This is a genomic window from Microvirga alba, from assembly GCF_015694465.1.
GTDB lineage: Bacteria > Pseudomonadota > Alphaproteobacteria > Rhizobiales > Beijerinckiaceae > Microvirga > Microvirga alba.
Genome location: NZ_JADQDO010000004.1, coordinates 297,289 through 314,254, shown reverse-complemented (window position 1 = coordinate 314,254; position 16,966 = coordinate 297,289). Strand labels below are relative to the sequence as shown.

At 60.3% G+C, this 16,966-nt stretch carries 14 protein-coding genes; 10 read left to right on the top strand and 4 right to left on the bottom strand.

Translation table 11 applies throughout. The features are described from left to right. Positions 1–370 precede the first annotated feature (370 nt). The 3 genes from I2H38_RS11240 to I2H38_RS11230 all read left to right on the top strand — a co-directional run bounded on the left by I2H38_RS11240 (position 371) and on the right by I2H38_RS11230 (position 2,748). Positions 371–736, top strand: a complete 366-nt coding sequence (locus tag I2H38_RS11240) for a response regulator (protein WP_196271930.1) — start codon at positions 371–373, stop codon at positions 734–736. A 114-nt stretch (positions 737–850) separates the two neighbouring features. Next, positions 851–1,897: a protein-glutamate methylesterase/protein-glutamine glutaminase gene (locus tag I2H38_RS11235; protein ID WP_196271929.1), complete on the top strand. Its 1,047-nt coding sequence runs from the start codon at positions 851–853 to the stop codon at positions 1,895–1,897. Continuing rightward, on the top strand, positions 1,894–2,748 hold the full coding sequence (locus I2H38_RS11230) for a CheR family methyltransferase (protein WP_196271928.1): 855 nt from the start codon (positions 1,894–1,896) through the stop codon (positions 2,746–2,748). The genes I2H38_RS11235 and I2H38_RS11230 overlap by 4 nt, the downstream gene beginning before the upstream one ends. Before the next feature lie 226 nt (positions 2,749–2,974). On the opposite strand, the gene I2H38_RS11225 is transcribed toward I2H38_RS11230, so the two are convergent. Together I2H38_RS11225 and I2H38_RS11220 are read right to left on the bottom strand one after the other, a co-directional pair. Then, positions 2,975–4,426 (bottom strand): aldehyde dehydrogenase family protein, encoded by a 1,452-nt coding sequence (locus I2H38_RS11225; protein WP_196271927.1) that lies wholly within the window; start codon positions 4,424–4,426, stop codon positions 2,975–2,977. 40 nt (positions 4,427–4,466) lie between these two features. Further along, positions 4,467–5,165: a GntR family transcriptional regulator gene (locus tag I2H38_RS11220; RefSeq protein WP_196271926.1), complete on the bottom strand. Its 699-nt coding sequence runs from the start codon at positions 5,163–5,165 to the stop codon at positions 4,467–4,469. 128 nt (positions 5,166–5,293) lie between these two features. Between I2H38_RS11220 and I2H38_RS11215 the strand changes: the two genes are divergently transcribed. From I2H38_RS11215 to I2H38_RS11205, 3 genes are all read left to right on the top strand, one after another. Beyond that, positions 5,294–6,223 (top strand): dihydrodipicolinate synthase family protein, encoded by a 930-nt coding sequence (locus I2H38_RS11215; RefSeq protein ID WP_196271925.1) that lies wholly within the window; start codon positions 5,294–5,296, stop codon positions 6,221–6,223. A gap of 80 nt (positions 6,224–6,303) precedes the next feature. Then, entirely contained in the window at positions 6,304–7,326 is a 1,023-nt protein-coding gene (locus tag I2H38_RS11210; protein ID WP_196271924.1) for a 4-hydroxyproline epimerase, read from the top strand. Between the two features lie 24 nt (positions 7,327–7,350). Beyond that, positions 7,351–8,586, top strand: a complete 1,236-nt coding sequence (locus I2H38_RS11205) for an NAD(P)/FAD-dependent oxidoreductase (protein WP_196271923.1) — start codon at positions 7,351–7,353, stop codon at positions 8,584–8,586. A gap of 78 nt (positions 8,587–8,664) precedes the next feature. Here I2H38_RS11205 and I2H38_RS11200 read toward each other — a convergent pair whose 3' ends face one another. After that, positions 8,665–9,825: a M24 family metallopeptidase gene (locus I2H38_RS11200; protein ID WP_407664060.1), complete on the bottom strand. Its 1,161-nt coding sequence runs from the start codon at positions 9,823–9,825 to the stop codon at positions 8,665–8,667. Between the two features lie 137 nt (positions 9,826–9,962). Then, positions 9,963–11,066: a LacI family DNA-binding transcriptional regulator gene (locus tag I2H38_RS11195; RefSeq protein WP_196271921.1), complete on the bottom strand. Its 1,104-nt coding sequence runs from the start codon at positions 11,064–11,066 to the stop codon at positions 9,963–9,965. A 98-nt stretch (positions 11,067–11,164) separates the two neighbouring features. Between I2H38_RS11195 and bglB the strand changes: the two genes are divergently transcribed. From bglB to I2H38_RS11175, 4 genes are read left to right on the top strand one after another with little or no spacing between them, the layout of a single operon-like run. Continuing rightward, complete coding sequence (gene bglB / locus I2H38_RS11190; RefSeq protein WP_196271920.1) at positions 11,165–12,268, top strand: beta-galactosidase BglB; 1,104 nt, start codon at positions 11,165–11,167, stop codon at positions 12,266–12,268. Further along, entirely contained in the window at positions 12,265–13,098 is an 834-nt protein-coding gene (gene kduI / locus I2H38_RS11185; protein ID WP_196271919.1) for a 5-dehydro-4-deoxy-D-glucuronate isomerase, read from the top strand. The genes bglB and kduI overlap by 4 nt, the downstream gene beginning before the upstream one ends. Before the next feature lie 16 nt (positions 13,099–13,114). Then, positions 13,115–15,664 carry a hypothetical protein gene (locus tag I2H38_RS11180; protein WP_196271918.1) on the top strand — a complete coding sequence of 850 codons (2,550 nt, stop codon included), beginning with the start codon at positions 13,115–13,117 and terminating at the stop codon, positions 15,662–15,664. A gap of 28 nt (positions 15,665–15,692) precedes the next feature. After that, positions 15,693–16,964: an ABC transporter substrate-binding protein gene (locus tag I2H38_RS11175; protein WP_196271917.1), complete on the top strand. Its 1,272-nt coding sequence runs from the start codon at positions 15,693–15,695 to the stop codon at positions 16,962–16,964. The last annotated feature ends 2 nt before the right edge of the window (positions 16,965–16,966 follow it).

The following is a 16,966-nucleotide window of genomic DNA, read 5'->3' as shown; positions in this document are numbered from 1 at the left end:
CTCCGAATCAGTAGGCAAGTTCAAAATGCCGCCCGGGCGTTTCGTCGTCAACGACAAACCGACCGCTCCGCACGCGCGCCCACACCTTCCGTTACGGTGTGGCAATCTTGCCAACAATAAACCGATCAAGTCGTCGAGATTGCCCGACGCTCCGCAAGTCTCGGATAGGGAGGTCGATAGCGTCCCGCCCGGCGTCCAGGCTGCTGAATGCGCAGGTTCGCCCTGCGACATCACCATAATTTCTCCGGCATCAACCTGTCTTGGCGATGTCACCAGCTTCAGGACAGGTTACTGACTATGTTAGGGGTGTCGTCGTCCTCGCGGGCGAAACCAAGAAGGCCTCTCAACCCGGCCCGAGGAGTTTGGGTTTATGCAGCATTGCCTCGTTGTTGACGATTCATCGGTGATCCGAAAGGTCTCGCGCCGAATTTTGGAAGAAATGAAATTTCGTGTTTCTGAAGCCGAAAACGGTGAGAGGGCGTTGTCGCTATGCCAGACGGATATGCCCGATGTGGTTCTGCTCGACTGGAACATGCCCGTCATGGACGGATATGAGTTCCTGACGCGATTCCGTCAAATGCCGGGCGGCGCCGATACGAAAATCGTGTTCTGCACGACTGAAAACGATGGAGCGTACATTTCCCGGGCGCTCCAAGCGGGCGCCAATGAGTACATCATGAAGCCCTTCGACAAGGACATTCTGGAGGCAAAATTTCAGGAAGTCGGTCTCTTGTAGCCCGCCATATCGTATTGCTAGCACACGTCATCTTCATTTCAACTTTGAGACCGATTCATGATCACTGAGTCCGCTGCTTCAACGTCTCCTGCCGGAGGCCGGCGGACGCGTGTGATGGTCGTCGACGATAGCGTCGTTGTTCGCGGCCTTATCGCACGCTGGTTGACGGAAGCCGGGCAGTTCGATGTCGTCACAACTGCCGCAAATGGCCGGATCGCGGTGGATGCTCTGGAAAGATTCCAACCCGACATCGTGCTTCTTGATCTTGAGATGCCCGAAATGGACGGCGTTGCGGCGCTGCCGCTGCTCCTCAAACGTCAGCCTGGTATTAAGGTTATCGTCATCTCCACTCTGACTCAGCGCAATGCTGAAATATCCCTGAAATGTCTGTCCCTCGGCGCGGTCGACTATCTCGCGAAACCCGAAGGAAGTCGGCAGGTGAGCACTTCAGAGGATTTCCGCCGCGATCTCATTGAGAAGCTCAACGCCCATGCCGGGTCGCGAGGGCGGGTCATGCGTTCGACGATGAGCGCCGGAGCGTCTGTCGTTCGTTCGGCGGTAAAGCCGATCCTCACTCGCCCGCAATACCTTCTGATTGGCGCATCGACTGGCGGGCCAAGGGCTATCGAAGAGGTTTTGACAGGTCTCGGCCCGGTGCTGCAACGGATCCCGATCCTGATCGTCCAGCATATGCCGCCGATGTTCACGACGGTTTTCGCCGATCACCTGCGCGCCCTCCTCGGGGTTCGCGCCTGCGAGCCGCGGGATGGGGAGCCGATCGTTCCCGGAACGATTTTTGTCGCTCCCGGCGGACGTCACATGGGGATTTCACCGGGTCCAGCGCAGCCGGTTATCCGCCTTGACGACAGTGCCCCGGTTAACTTTTGCCGACCGGCCGTCGACGTCCTCTTTCGCGATGCCGCGTCCGTGTTCGGAAGTGCAGCGCTTGGCGTGGTCCTGACCGGCATGGGATCCGACGGGACGCACGGCGCGCGCGCGCTCGTCGGTGCCGGCGCCACTGTCCTCGCTCAGGACGAAGCCACCAGCACTGTCTGGGGGATGCCGGGCGGAGTCGCGAAGGCCGGCCTCGCGCACGATATCCTTCCTCTCGAAGCCATTGGACCCGCGCTCAAGGGTTACATCACCGGGTCGAACCCATGACAGAACTCGACTTTGAATTCCTGTGCGCTTTTCTCAAGGCTCGCTCAGGCCTCTCCTTGACGGCCGAGAAGCGATATCTCGTGGAAAGCCGCCTTGGGTCGGTCTGCCGCCAGTTCGCAATCGACAATCTTTCGCTTCTGGCGACACACCTCAAGACGGGGCGTCGCAGCGACCTCGAAACAGCGGTCGTCGAGGCAATGACGACGAATGAAACGTTTTTCTTTCGCGACAAGGCGCCTTTCGATCTCTTCCGGGATGTGCTGCTCCCTCGTTTTCTCGCTGCACGCGCGTCCACCCGCCGACTGCGCGTCTGGTGTGCCGCTGCATCGACGGGGCAGGAACCCTATTCGCTCGCGATGCTGCTCGATCAAAACGCACCGCGCGTGGCGGGATGGCAGATCGAAATCGTCGCGACCGATATTTCAACAGAGGTGCTGGAGAAGGCTAAGGCTGGTCTCTACAATCAATTCGAGGTGCAGCGCGGGCTCCCGATCCAGATGCTGCTGAAATATTTCACTCAGGTTGGGGATCATTGGCAGATCTCGCCGCAGATCCGCGCCAAGGTGGATTTTCGGCCGCTCAACCTCATCAAGAGTTTCAGCCATCTCGGTTCGTTCGATATCGTCTATTGCCGAAATGTTCTGATCTACTTCGATCTGCCGACGAAGGCTGACGTGTTGCAACGATTGTCGAATGCCATGTCACCCGATGGCGCGCTGCTCCTCGGGGCGGCGGAGACCGTCATCGGCATCACGGATGCGCTGTCGCCAGATCCGGTCAATCGCGGTCTTTATGGCAAGACGATCCAACCTGCCCCAGTGCGCTCCTTGGGGCTCGCTGCATCGAGTTGAGTGCGAAGAGGTTGGCCTGTCTCATATGACTGCGCATGAAGTCGTCGTGAGTTATCGGAGTGCGGACCCTGAAAAATAAACCAGCATCATGAGGCCGAGGGTCCTAGAAGTTCCAATTTTCTGCACATTTTAATACGAAATCCGCTTTCACATCTGCGGACCAGGCTTCAACTGGAGGAAGCGCGGGCGGCCCCGAGGCGATCCGCCCGCTCCTGTGCCAGTCCCGTCAGGTGCCGCTATAGGTGTAGGCGGTTTTGACCGTGGTGTAGAACTCCTCGGCATACCGTCCCTGTTCACGAGGCCCATACGACGACCCTTTGCGGCCGCCAAATGGCACATGGTAGTCCACTCCGGCAGTGGGTAGGTTCACCATCACCATGCCGGCCTCCGAGTTGCGCTTGAAATGCGACGCATGTTTCAGGCTCGTGGTGCAGATGCCTGACGAAAGGCCGAATGGGGTATCGTTGGCGATCGCAAGGGCCTCGTCGTAGTCGCGGGCGCGCGTCACCGTCGCGACCGGCCCGAAAATCTCCTCGCGCGCAATACGCATGCGGTTGTCGACATCGGTGAACAACGCGGGCGAGAGATAGAAGCCCGGCATTTCCCGGTTGAGCAGTTCGCCGCCAAAAGCCAGGGTCGCGCCTTCATCCTTGCCCAGGCGAACGTAGCTCAGATCCTGGTCGAGCTGATTTTGATCGACGACGGGGCCGATGTGCGTTCCGGGCTTGAGTGCATCGTCGACGACAAGACCTTTCATGCGGTCGATGACGGCATCGACGAACTTATCATGAATGCCATCCGTCACGATCAGTCGCGACGAGGCGGTGCAACGCTGGCCTGTGGAGAAGAATGCACCGTTCACTGCGCATTCGACAGCAATCTTGATGTCGGCGTCGTCGAGCACGACGAGCGGATTCTTCCCTCCCATCTCGAGTTGCATCTTCTTCATTGGATCCGAACCTATGCAGGCTTGCGCGACCTTGCGCCCTGTCGCAACGGATCCCGTGAATGAAATGGCTGCGATGCGGGGGCTTTTAAGCATCGCTTCGCCGACGACGGAGCCTCGGCCCATGACAAGGTTGAAGACGCCCGCCGGGACACCTGCGCGAACGATGATCTCTGCGAGCGCATGGGCTGAGGCAGGTACCAGTTCTGCGGGCTTGAAGACGACGCAGTTGCCATAGGCCAGCGCGGGCGCAATTTTCCAGGCAGGGATCGCGATGGGGAAGTTCCAAGGCGTGATGAGCCCGACAACCCCGATTGGTTCGCGGGTAATTTCGACATCCACATTGGGGCGCACAGAGGAAAGTTTATCGCCAGCCATGCGCAGGCATTCGCCGGCGAAGAACTGGAAGATCTGGCCCGCGCGCGCAACTTCGCCGATGCCTTCGGGCAGCGTCTTTCCTTCTTCTCGGGAGAGCAGGCGGCCGAGTTCTTCCTTGCGGGCGATGATCTCGTCGCCAATATTCTTGAGAATGTCATGACGCTGCTGAATCGTGGAACGCGACCAAGCCGGGAAAGCCTCGTACGCCGCTGCGATGGCGCTCTCCGCCTCCGCTGCGCTGGCGCGTGAAAATTCGCCGATCATGTCATGTGTGTTCGAGGGGTTGATGTCGGGCGAGGCATCTGCCCCCGCCACCCATTCACCGCCGATGAAGTTTAACTTGTGTCCTGACATGGGATGTATCTCTCGTTGAATGGAAGCGCAGTGCGCGGCCTCAGGCCTTCTGCCGATCTCGTAGAAACTCTTGTAGCGACTTGCCGACATGGTCGATATGCAGCTTGAGGAGCACGCAGGCCGCGCTCACTTTGCCTTGTGCGCATAACCTCACAATTTCGGCATGTTCCTCTTCGGCCCGCTCCATGCCCCCCGTCAGGGATAGCTGGAGTCGGGTATGCCGATCGCATTCCTGGAGGAGGTTCGCGACGATCGCGATGGAACGTGGCCGCTCGGCGTGGCGGTAGAGCAGCATGTGGAATTCCGTATTCAGCTCTCCCCACCGGCCGACATGTTTCGCTCGCAGTTCCGAACTATATTCCTCGAGAATGCCGTTCAGCCTGACATAGTCTCCCTCGGTCAGGCGGGGGGCCGAAGCCTTCAAGAGACGCGGCTCAAGCAATGTTCGGAGTTCAAATAATTCGTCTATCTCGCCGATCGAGAGCTCGGAGACGATTGCTCCACGGTGAGGATGGATTTTTACCAATCCCTCGGCTTCGAGCTGCATCAAGGCTTCGCGCACAGGGATCCGGCTGACGCCGAACTCGTCGGCGAGGGCGTCCTGCCTCAACTGAAAGCCGGCGGCGAACTCTCCATCGAGGATCCGCTGTCGCAAAGCCTCCGCGACGGCGGCGGACATGGTCCTATGCCGAAGCGTTTTCCTGGCTGGCTTAGTGGCGGCCAAAGGTTTGGGTTCCATCAGATCGCTTAACGTCGAGAGGCAAGGGGCGTTCTCCCATAGCATCTTAAAAAACAGAATGCTTGACATCGCAGATTTTATACAATCTACATTCTGAGATGCAAGCCTGTTTGCGGGAGCGATGCGAAATGGCGAAGAAAATCAGTTGGGAAGGCGTCTTTCCGGCAGTCACGACCCAGTTCAAGTCTAACTTCGATCTCGATATCGAGGCGACGCGCAAGGTGATGGACGGCCTGATCCAGGATGGCGTATCGGGCCTTATCGTCTGCGGGACGGTGGGGGAGAATTGCTCTCTCTCCCGTTCTGAAAAGATTGCTGTCATGGAGGTGGCCAAGGATGTCTCCCGGGGGCGGGTCCCGGTGGTCGCGGGCGTTGCGGAGTTCACGACGGCGTTTGCGTCCGAGATGGCCAAGGAGGCGGAGCGGATCGGCCTCGATGGCGTCATGGTGATGCCAGCCCTGGTCTATTCCTCAAAACCCCATGAGACGGCAGCGCATTTCCGCGGCGTCGCAAAGGCCACTGACCTACCGGTCATGGTTTACAACAATCCGCCGATCTACAAGAACGATGTGACGCCGGAGATCCTGGTCTCTCTCGCCGATTGTGAAACGATCGTCTGCTTCAAGGACTCCTCCGGCGATACGCGCCGTTTCACCGACATGAGAAACATGGTCGGAGACCGCTTTGTCCTGTTTGCCGGTCTTGACGATGTCGTCGTCGAGAGCGTGATGTTGGGTGCCGCGGGCTGGATTTCCGGTATGTCGAATGCCTTCCCGCGTGAGGGTGAGACACTGTTCCGCCTCGCGAAGGCGGGGCGTTATGAAGAAGCGCGGTCGCTTTACGACTGGTTCATGCCGCTGCTGCATCTGGATGCGCGCCCCGATCTGGTGCAATGCATCAAGTTGTGCGAGCACATCATGGGTCGAGGTTCGCACCTGACCCGGCCGCCGCGCCTTCCTCTCAGCCCCGATGAGCGCGCGGCTGTTGAAAAGATGATGGCTGCGGCGCTCAAAAATCGCCCGGCGCTCCCGGATGTCGGGTTGAAGTCGGCAGCGTAAGTCATTCAGGCGGCGGCCCCGGGGGGCGCCGCCTTCTGTTGTCCTCAAAACATTATCGGTCGAGAGAAACGAGCGGCTTCATGGCGCGTCATACCTTCTTCTGCATCGATGGCCACACCTGTGGGAACCCGGTCAGGGTCGTCTCTGGCGGCAGCATTCCGCAACTGAAGGGCGACACGATGTTTGATCGCCGCCAGCATTTTCTGGCGGAATACGACTGGATCCGGACCGGCTTGATGTTCGAACCGCGTGGTCACGACATGATGTCGGGATCTATTTTGTATCCGCCGACGCGTGCGGATTGCGACGTCGGCATTCTCTTCATCGAAACATCGGGCTGCTTGCCGATGTGCGGCCATGGCACGATCGGGACCGTCACGATTGCCCTCGAGAATGGATTGATTCACCCGAAGACGCCCGGCGTCCTGAGACTCGATACACCCGCCGGGGTCGTCGAGGCGCGATATGAGCAGAACGGCCCCTTCGTCGAGCGGGTGCGCATTACCAATATCCCGTCCTTTCTCTATGGGACCGGTTATGATGTTGAGGTCGAGGGCCTCGGCATGCTGAAGGTCGATGTGGCGTATGGCGGAAATTTCTACGCGATTGTCGAACCGCAGGATCTGTATTCCGACTTGTCGGCGATCAACCCGTCCGACGTTCTGCGCTGGAGCCCCAAGCTCCGGGAGGACTTCAACAGGCGGCACAAGATCGCGCATCCCGAGAATCCCGGGATCAATCGCCTGACGCATGTGCTCTGGACCGGAAAGGCACAGACCCCGGAGGGAACAGCCCGCAACGCCGTATTTTATGGCGATAAGGCAATTGACCGTTCGCCTTGCGGCACAGGTACATCTGCACGCATGGCGCATCTCGCCTCGAAAGGCGAGCTCACGGAGGGCGATGAATTCGTCCATGAGAGTATCATCGGATCCACCTTTGTGGGGCGCATCGAAGGGCGCGCGAGGGTCGGCAACCGCGATGCGATCATTCCATCCATCGAGGGATGGGCACGTGTCACAGGGTTCAACACGATCGTGATCGATGATCGCGATCCGTTCGCACTCGGGTTTCAGGTCGTCGATCGTAACCTCGGAGTCTGAGTACACTGTGGAGCGGGATGTCTCATGCGGATCACGATTGTCGGAGCTGGTATCGTCGGAATTGCGACGGCGCACGCGCTGATCGATGAAGGCCATCAGGTCACTCTCGTCGATCCTGGCGGCCGACCGGGGCGAGCCACCGATGCCAATGCAGGGTGGATCGCCCACACGGACATCATGCCGCTGGCTTCGCCCAAGGTTTGGAAGAACCTCCCGCGATGGTTGGCTGATCCGCTTGGGCCTCTCACCGTCAGGCCTGGTTATTTGCCTCACCTCGCACCATGGCTGATCCGCTTCTTTCTGGCCTCGACGCCCAAGCGTATCGAGGCGAGTATCGCTGCAATCCGCGCAATCAACACGGAGGCTTTGCCCGCGTGGCAGCGACGTCTTGATGCACTCGATCTCAAACGCCACCTGCGAGATCGCGGCATTCTGTCGGTTTGGCGAAGCCGCAACGCATTTCAGGATTCCGAAAAGGTTCTTGCTCGCCAACGTGCGTTCGGAATTTCGGCGGATGCTTTAAGCGCCGACGACATCAAACGGCTGGAGCCTGCGCTCCAAGGTGTTTCGGCTGGGGTGCTATACGCGGACGCGTGTCACGTTTCCGATCCTGCAACACTTGCGTCCGAGTTGATGGCGCGCGCACTTGATCGAGGAGCGACATATTGCGCCGGGCAAGTCATCGCAATCGGGTTGCGCGATGACGCGGTTTATCTCTCGACCGAGGGCAATCTTGAGGAACTCCAGTCAGATCGCGTCATCATCGCTGCGGGCGCGTGGTCGCGAGTGCTCGCGAAGGATTTGGGTGACGCGATTCCGCTTGATACAGAGAGGGGATACAATGCCACATTCTCCAACGGGGCCTTCAATCTCTCTCGGCCGATCATGTTCGAGGGCGAAGGCTTTGTGACGACACCGCTCGATAGCGGCGATAGGGTCGGGGGGGCCGTTGAGTTCGCAGGCCTCAACGCGGAACCGAACCATCGCCGGACCGACGCGATCGTGGGGCGTCTCAGACGCTTTCTACCCCATCTCGATCCCGGTTTGCCTCAACGGCGTTGGATGGGATTTCGCCCTTCGATACCGGATTCATTGCCGGTGATCGGGAGGGCGCGGAAGGACGAACGGGTTATCTATGCGTTCGGGCATGGGCACTACGGCCTGACCCAGGCCGCGGTCACGGCGGAAATGGTGGCAGTGACGATAGCCGGACGTCCGGGCAATGTGAACTTGAAGCTGTTTTCCGCGCAACGCTTCTAGGAATTGGACACGCCCGTCGCTCCGGGGGGCTGTGGAGCTTACGATATCGCTCGCGCCAGAGCCGCTATGCACTCCGGCTTACTCAGTCAGCGGGGCTACGTCAGAGAAGGGATCGATCAGGCTTGCTTGCGGTTGGGTGAACCAGCGCGCGCCACTATCGGTCATGTAGAAATGATCCTCAAGTCTCACGCCGAACTGGCCCGGCACAACGATCATCGGTTCGTTCGAAAAACACATGCCGGTGGCGAGTTCCGTTTCATCGCCACGGACCAGATTGGGAACTTCGTGAATTTCCAGGCCGATGCCGTGGCCGGTGCGGTGTGGGAGACCTGGAAGGCGATAATCCGGCCCGAGACCGTGCGCTTCGATCACTGAACGTGCTGCCCGATCCACGCTTTCGCAGGTCGCGCCGAGATGGGCTGCGGCGAAGGCCGCTTCCTGTGCTTCCTTTTGAATGGTCCAGATTCGTTCGATCTCGCGCGTCGGCTCGTCAAGCATATAGGTGCGCGTAATATCCGAATGATAGCCGTCGAGGCGGCAGCCTGTGTCGACGAGAATAAGATCGCCGCGCTGGAGAGCCGGATCACCGTCGGCCCCGTGCGGCAGCGAGGTTGCGTCACCGAAGGAGGCAATGCAGAAATTGGATCCGCCGGGCGCTCCAAGTGCGCGATGCTGGGTATCGATGAAAGCGACGACTTCCGATGAACGAATGCCGGGCTTCAGCATTGCGTGTGCCCGACGATGGACTTCGATCGTGATCGCCTTGGCGCGCGCCATCAGCGCGATTTCCGCAGGTGACTTGCGTGCCCGCAAGGGCCTGACGAGCAGCCCTGCATCAGCGAGACGATCTACTCCGAGGGCCGCGACAAACCCATGGTAGGCAAAGAGCGGCAACTGCTCGTCAAGCGCCAGGCGCCCCCGAGAGCCAAGAAGATCTCGGACGAGCGCGTATGGATTCTCATGCTCCTCCCAAGTGGCGATGTCGCCCGGTAGGATCGGTAAGGTTTCGACCTTGGACCGTTCGAATCGAGGGGCAATATAGACGAGCCGTTCGTCCGTGATCAGGGCTCCGAGAAGGCGTTCGCTCGGCTTCCAAACGAGGCCGGTAAAATAGCGCAGGCTCTCGGTCGATCCTAAGAGGACGCCCTTGATGCCACTCTCATCCATGTTGGCGCGAAGGCGTGCGAGGCGCGCGTCTCTCTCCTCTGAAGAGATCGGAGGGACGGGGTGGGGCCACATTGCATCCGCCATTGTCGAGCCTTTCGAGCCAAGAGTCTGAAATCAACAATCGTCTTCGATACACTGAAGGCCTAACTTGCAGAAGCGGCAAGTTCATATGGTCGGGGTTCACGCATGTGCGCGCGGCGTGCCAACGATCAGCGACCTCGCGAGGTCGTCTGGATGGCCTCCACATTCTGATGTCCTTTAGGATCCTCTGTAGTCGCCGATGCGGTCGAATCCCGAATGATGAGTCGGCAGGCCAGCTCCGTTCGCCGTACAAGCCGCTGCCCTTGCGTGGCAAGCTCGACGAGGGCCTCCACGGCGGTTTCCCCGAGTTCGCGGGCCGGAATATGAATCGTGGTCAGACGAGGTTTCAAGAGATCCGAAATCGGAAGATCGTCGATGCCGAGAACCGAAATGTCGTCCGGGCATGAGATATTGCGAGAGGCCAGGGCCGAGAGCGCGCCGAGGGCGAGACTATCAGCGGCGCAGAGGAGGGCGGTCGCGTCGAGGGCCCGCCGGTCCAGGCGATCCCCGATGGCGCGCTCGGCGCATTCGGGGGTCCAGTCATCCACCCTGATCACGTATTCCGGAGGATGAGGGAGGCGGTGCTCATGAAGAGCGTCTGCCCATCCCTCGAGGCGTCGTTGGATCGTGACGCGACCGGGCTTCATCACGAAAGCGATCCGGCTGTGCCCTAGACCGATGAGGTAGTCGCAGGCCAGCCGAGCGGCCGAGCGGTTGCACGGACTGACGCTTGAAATCCGCATCGACGGATCGTCGCTGTTGATCAGGACAGCAGCTTTGCCGCTGGCGTGGACGCGATCAAGAATCTGAGGGTCATCCACCGTCAAGAGCAGCACTCCACGAACATTCCGGTCCGCCAAGACGTCATGCAGCGACGAATATTGGTCGTCTCCATCGGCGAGGGGGATGAGGGAAATCTCGATTTCGTAGGCGGCAGCAGCCGATTTCAACCCTTCGAGCACGTGCCAGGTAAACTGCGAACGGCTGTAATCCGTCATCGCGGCGGGGCTGGCGAAAACAGCGATCCGATTGCCGGAGAAGGAGTTCGCCATGGGATAGCGGGCCGTTTTGGCCGCTTCGATGATGCGTTGGCGCACGTCATCCCGAACCCCTTTCTGCCCGGCCAGAGCACGCGACACCGTGCTGATCGAGACATCGCAAGCTCGCGCGATATCGCGCAAACGACTGCGGCCGAGGGAGGATGGGCTGATCTTCGAAGAATCTGATGTCATACCGGAAGATTGCAAAAAATTTTCATGTTGCGCAACTTTTTCAATTGAGGAAACATATTGCTCAACAAGAAGACACATTGCCTGGGGAGGCAACGCGAATGCTCGAGCGGGGAAGACTCGTCCGTCAACTCGATCGGCTGGTCGAGGGCATGGTCGCCTTGCGCCATGACGGGACTTTTCACGAGCCGAATCTCGACGGTAGTCCCGGCGACTACATCAGCTTCGACGGCTGGGAATGGCCGCAGGGCGTTGGGCTCTATGGTCTTGTGCGTTATTGGGAATTCACCGGGGCCGATCACCATCGGGCCCTGGTTGAGGCCTGGTATGAGCGGCAACTCCAGCGCAAATTGCCGTTGCCCAACGTGAACACCACGGCCCCGATGCTCGCCCTGTCGATTCTCTGGGGCCGGACTCGCGACGAGCGCTGGCGGCCCGCCCTGGAGAATTGGGCGAGCCTCGTGATGGACAGCTTGCCGCGCACGGAGGAGCAGGGCTTCCAGCACATCGTGTCGGACAGCATCAATCCAGGAGAGTTGTGGGACGATACGCTGTTCATGGTTGCGCTCTTCCTCGCAAGCTACGGGCGCGGAGCGGGGCGACCGGAGCTTGTCGAAGAGGCCGTCCGGCAATTCTTGCTGCACGCCCACTATCTGGCCGATACCGAGACCGGGTTGTGGTTCCACGGTTGGACCTTCGAGGGGCGGCATAATTTTGCGCGGGCTCGCTGGGCACGGGGAAATGCGTGGATCACGGCCGGCCTGCTTGATTTCATCGAACTCGGCGGCATCGAAGGCGGCGTCAAGGATTTCCTGCTCGGCTGTCTGAGGAGCCAGGCGGAGGCATTGCTGAAACATCAGCATGCCAGCGGCGGGTGGCATACCCTGATCGACGATCCGGGTTCTTATCTCGAAACTTCGGCGACCGCGGGATTCGGCTACGGGCTCTTGAAAGCCGCACGCCTTGGTATTCTTGGCGAGGATGCGCGCGTCGCTGGCCTCAAGGCGCTCGAATTCGTTCTCGCGAACATCGACCAGGGCGGCACAGTGCAGAATGTATCCTACGGCACGCGCATGGGGCGCGATTTGCAATTCTACCGCGATATTCCCATCCAACCGACCGCCTACGGCCAAGCCCTCGCGATCCTGCTCCTGGCCGAGGCCGTGCGCCATGCAGATGATGTTCAATTGGAGGCTGCGCAATGATCGAGGTTCGCTACGGCTCCGGGCCGGAGACGATCTCCCGCCTGTCGACGGAGGAGCTGCGCGCGACCTTCCTGATCGAACAGCTTTTCGCGGTAGACGAGATGCGTCTCGTCTACACGCATGTTGATCGCATGATCATCGGCGGCTGTCGCCCGGTCAGGAAGACCGTGGAGTTTGGCGAGGGGGCCCCGATTGGAACGCCATATCTTTTGTCCTATCGGGAAATGGGCATCGCGAATCTCGGTGGTCCCGGTCGAATCGAGGTTGATGGCAAATCCTTCGATCTCGCGAGCCGCGACATCCTCTATGTGGGACGCGGCGCGCAGCGGCTGAAACTGTCGAGCGCCGATGCGGCCAATCCAGCGCGTTTCTATGTGAATTCCGTACCGTCGCAGGTCGACTATCCCCACCGTCTTATCACGCGCGATGAATCGAAACTGCTCGAGCTCGGTAGCGACCGCAACTCGAACAAGCGTTCGCTACGCATGTACATTCATCCGGAGGTGGCGCCGTCCGCGCTCCTGTTAATGGGGATCACGGATCTCGCACATGGCAGCGCCTGGAACACCATGCCTCCTCATCTCCATGAGCGGCGCATGGAAGCGTATGTCTATTTCGACCTCGCTCCCGAAGATCGTGTGATTCACCTGATGGGTCGCCCCGAGGAGACCCGTCATCTGGTCGTCGCCGACGGTGATGCGGTCCTTTCGCCGGCATGGTCGATCCATATGGGCGCCGGGACCGGTCCTTATGCCTTTGTCTGGGGCATGACCGGTGAAAACCAGGAATACACCGACGTCGATCCGGTTCCTGTCGCGACGCTGCGCTAGAGAAGGCCATTTCATCATGAAAACCGACATGCATCTGGCGATCTCTCTCAAGCCCGGCGACGCCGTTGGCCATTGGCAGCTAGGCAACGTGCACGAGGAACGCTACGACGTTCCCGACCGCACGATGGAAGGGAAGATGGATGCGTTCTTCTTCCTGACGAAAGACCGCAACTTCATTCCGCATCAGTATCCCTGCCGCACGGATTTTATCGAGGCGTATCGGGGTCGGACACCGAAGCCCGTGACCGGCTTCGAGGCCAGGCGGGTTTGGTTTCCGTTCGGTAGCCCGCGCGTGGATCTGTCCGGGTTCTGGTTCCGCGCGACGCGGGTCGAGTGCTGGGCGCGCACCATGCTCGATAGCGCGCAGGATCAGGTTGCCCGCTTTCGTTTCGCCACATGCGGCGGCGCGTTCGTTGAAGTGAACGGCGTGCGCGTTGCCGAGCTGACGCGCTATCAGCGCAATTTCGAGGAGGGCGCGGCCATCGACGTGCCCCTGAAAGCCGGACGGAACGAAGTGCGCGTCTGGTTCGCGGATCTCTGCGAGCGCGATGCTCGCTACTATTTCAGCCTCGAACTGTCGGAAGGAGAAGGCCTGACCGTCGCGCTCCCGACCTCGATCGATGGCGCCCGTGCAGGTGCCGTCGAGCGAATGCTGGAGGGCATGCGTTTCGAAAAGCCGTTCTACGACAGTGGTGAAATTGCGATCGTTTTCGACGAGCCGGCAAGTCATGCACTCGATGTCCATGTCGAGGTGCGCGGGGACTTCATGTCCACCGAGGGCAATGTCGAATTGAAGCGGCATCTGCCCGCCGGGGCAAAACGCATTTCGCTCGCCGATGCAAAAGACCTGCCCGCGGATTTCCGGCACTTCGACGTCACGTTGAGTGACGGAGCATTCACAGCGACACGAGTCCTGGGCGTCGAGATCTGCCATCTTGGTGACGCCCCCCGATCAACGCCTGATTTGAAGGCTCGTGCTCATATCGTTCTTGATCACGTGGCGGAGAAGGGCGAGCGCGACATGGTCGCGGCTCTCGCGCGTCTCGCGCTCGACCGCGGTGGTCTCGAGACGGATCGCATCATCGAGTCCTGCCTTCCGATCGTTGGCGACTGCCATGATTGCGCGGACTTCCTGCTCGTCCCGCTGCTCTGGTGCCGCATCGCCTGGCCTGAGCGAATTTCCCCCGAGACACGGGCGCGCATGGACGATGTGATCCTGCGCTTCCGTTACTGGATGGACGAGCCCGGCAACGACGTGATGTGGTACTTCAGCGAGAACCATGCGCTGCTTTTCCACACGGCTTGCCATTTGGCCGGCACGCTCTTTCCGGAAAAGACCTTCACGCGCTCCGGCCGCCAGGGACGCGAGCAGGCTGAGATCGGCCGCCAGCGCCTGCTTGAATGGCTGACCCATTTCGAAGCCTGTGAAATGGCCGAATGGAATTCCGCGCCGTACTTCCCGATTGACCTCAAAGGATTGTGCGCGCTCTACGCACTGTCGCCCGACGCCGCGATCCGTGAGCGCTCGGGAGCTGCCATTCGTCGTCTTCTTGAGATCATGGCCTTGTCGAGCCATCATGGGCTGATGACCGCCTCGCAAGGGCGCAGCTACGAGCATACCCTCCGGCCCGGCCGCACTCTTGAACTGTCGGGAATCGCCTATCTCGCGTTTGGCAAGGGGTGGCTCGGCCGACGGTTCCACGCGTTGCCGCAACTCGCCCTGTGCTTCAGCGAAAAGGGTTTGGAGATCCATCCCTGCCTCGCAGCCATCGCCGATCACAAGGGTGATGAAGCTTACGAGTGGCGCTACAGGCAGGGCGAGAACGGTATTGCCTCTCTCTACCATTTCAAGACCAAGGCCTACGCTCTCGGCAGCATCGCCGCCTACCGCGCGGGCGAGTGGGGCTATCAGGAGACGATGCTCCATCTGCGCCTCGGCGACAGGCCGGAATCACAAATCTGGATCAACCATCCGGGAGAAGTGATTCATAGCGGCTATGGTCGTCCTTCCTATTGGGGCGGCTGCGGAACCGTGCCGCGGGTGCAGCAATACCGTTCCCTAGCGGTGGTCGATTTCGCAGCGCACCCGTCCCAGCCCGACTTCACCCATGCCTGGCTGCCCGAGGTCGAGATGGACGAGGTCGTTTATGACGGCAACCGTGTCATCGTCCGCTCCGGCGACGGCCTCTGCTTGCTGGTCGCGAGCGGTCCTGTCGAGCGCGTGACGACGGGACCGACCGCCGGGTGCGAGATTCGTCTTGCCGGTCATCGCGGCCGGTGGATCGTGCGGCTCTCGGATATGGCGACGGAGGGAAACCTGAAAGCGTTCGCCGAACGTTTCGCGGAGCTCTCCGTTGTCGAGCACGCTGCCGGACGACTTGTTCTGAACGATCCCGATTTCGGCTCCGTCTCGTGCCGTCCCGATGCGACTATTGAGGTCGGCAATGATATCCTGGATCCGAAACGCTGGACCTTGTCCGGCGAACTGACGGCTTTTCCGGAGGGAGCGCGTGTGACGCTTCCCTCCCAAAATCAATGGCGGCAGGCACAGCTCAAGACCGCTTGAAACCAGAATTCATCATGGGAGGAAAGTGATGAAAGGCTTTAAAAAACTGACGCTCGGCGCCTTGGCTTTGACGCTCAGCGCCTCGGCATCTCTCGCCGCCACCGAAGTGCGCATCATGTGGTACTCCGACGGCAATGAAGGCGAGGTTCTTCAGGATATCGTGAAGCGTTTCGAGACGCAGAACCCGGATATCAAGGTCGTTATCGACAACGTCGCGTTCGGCGTGATCAAGGACCAGCTTCCCGTGCAGCTCGAGGCTGGGCGCGGTCCCGACATCGTGCGGGTCGTGGAGCTGAAATCCCAGGCCAAGCACTGGCTCGATTTGCGTGCGCATTTGAAGGACGCCGCGACATTCGAGAAAAGCTTCAGCAGCACGCTCGACTGGATGCGCGATGATGGCAGCAACGCACTGCCCGGGTTCATGACCCAACTCACGATCACGGGGCCGCTCGTCAACACGACCCTGTTCGAGCAGGCGGGCGTGCCGGTTCCAGGCGACAAGGCGACCTGGGACGAGTGGGCGGCCGCAGCTCGCAAGGTTGCGCAGAACCAGAAAGTTCCGATCGCTCTTGCCTTCGACCGCTCCGGCCACCGTTTCATGGGGCCTGCCATTTCCATGGGCGCGAAGGTGATTGGACCTGATGGAAAGCCCGCCCTGGTCGATGAGGGCTTCAAGGCCATGGCGCAGCGGATCGCCGACTGGCACAAGGACGGCACCATGCCCCGCGAGATCTGGGGCGGCGTGGCCGGCACGACCTACAAGGGCGCGAACGATGAGTTCGTGAATGGACAGGTCGCCGTCTACTTCTCCGGTTCCTGGCAGGTGGCACAATTCTCGCAGAAGATCGGCGACAAATTCGATTGGTCGGCCGGTTCCGAGCCGTGTGGCCCCGCTGCCTGCACCGGCATGCCGGGCGGCGCCGGGCTGGTCGCGGTCAAGTACTCGCAGCACCCGAAGGAAGTCGCCCGCGTAATGGAGTATCTGGCGAGCGAACCTGTGGTACGGGAGTTCTCGGAGCGCACGCTCTTCCTGCCGGCGCATCAAGGTGTGGCCGCCAAGGGCGTCGACTTCAAGTCGAAGGATCCGAACGTGAAGAAGTCTCTCGATACCTTCCTGAAGGCGACGCAGAGCGCCTCTCCGCTCGCGCTCAAGATGCAGAGCTACAAGTGGTCGGGTGCCATCTATGCGGCCGCGATCAGTCGCCTCGGTCAAGTTGTCTCCGGGGAAGCGCAACTCGCCGATGCCTATGTCCGTATCGAGGAGGATATTAAGCAGAAGGTCGCTGAGGCGTCCCGCTAACT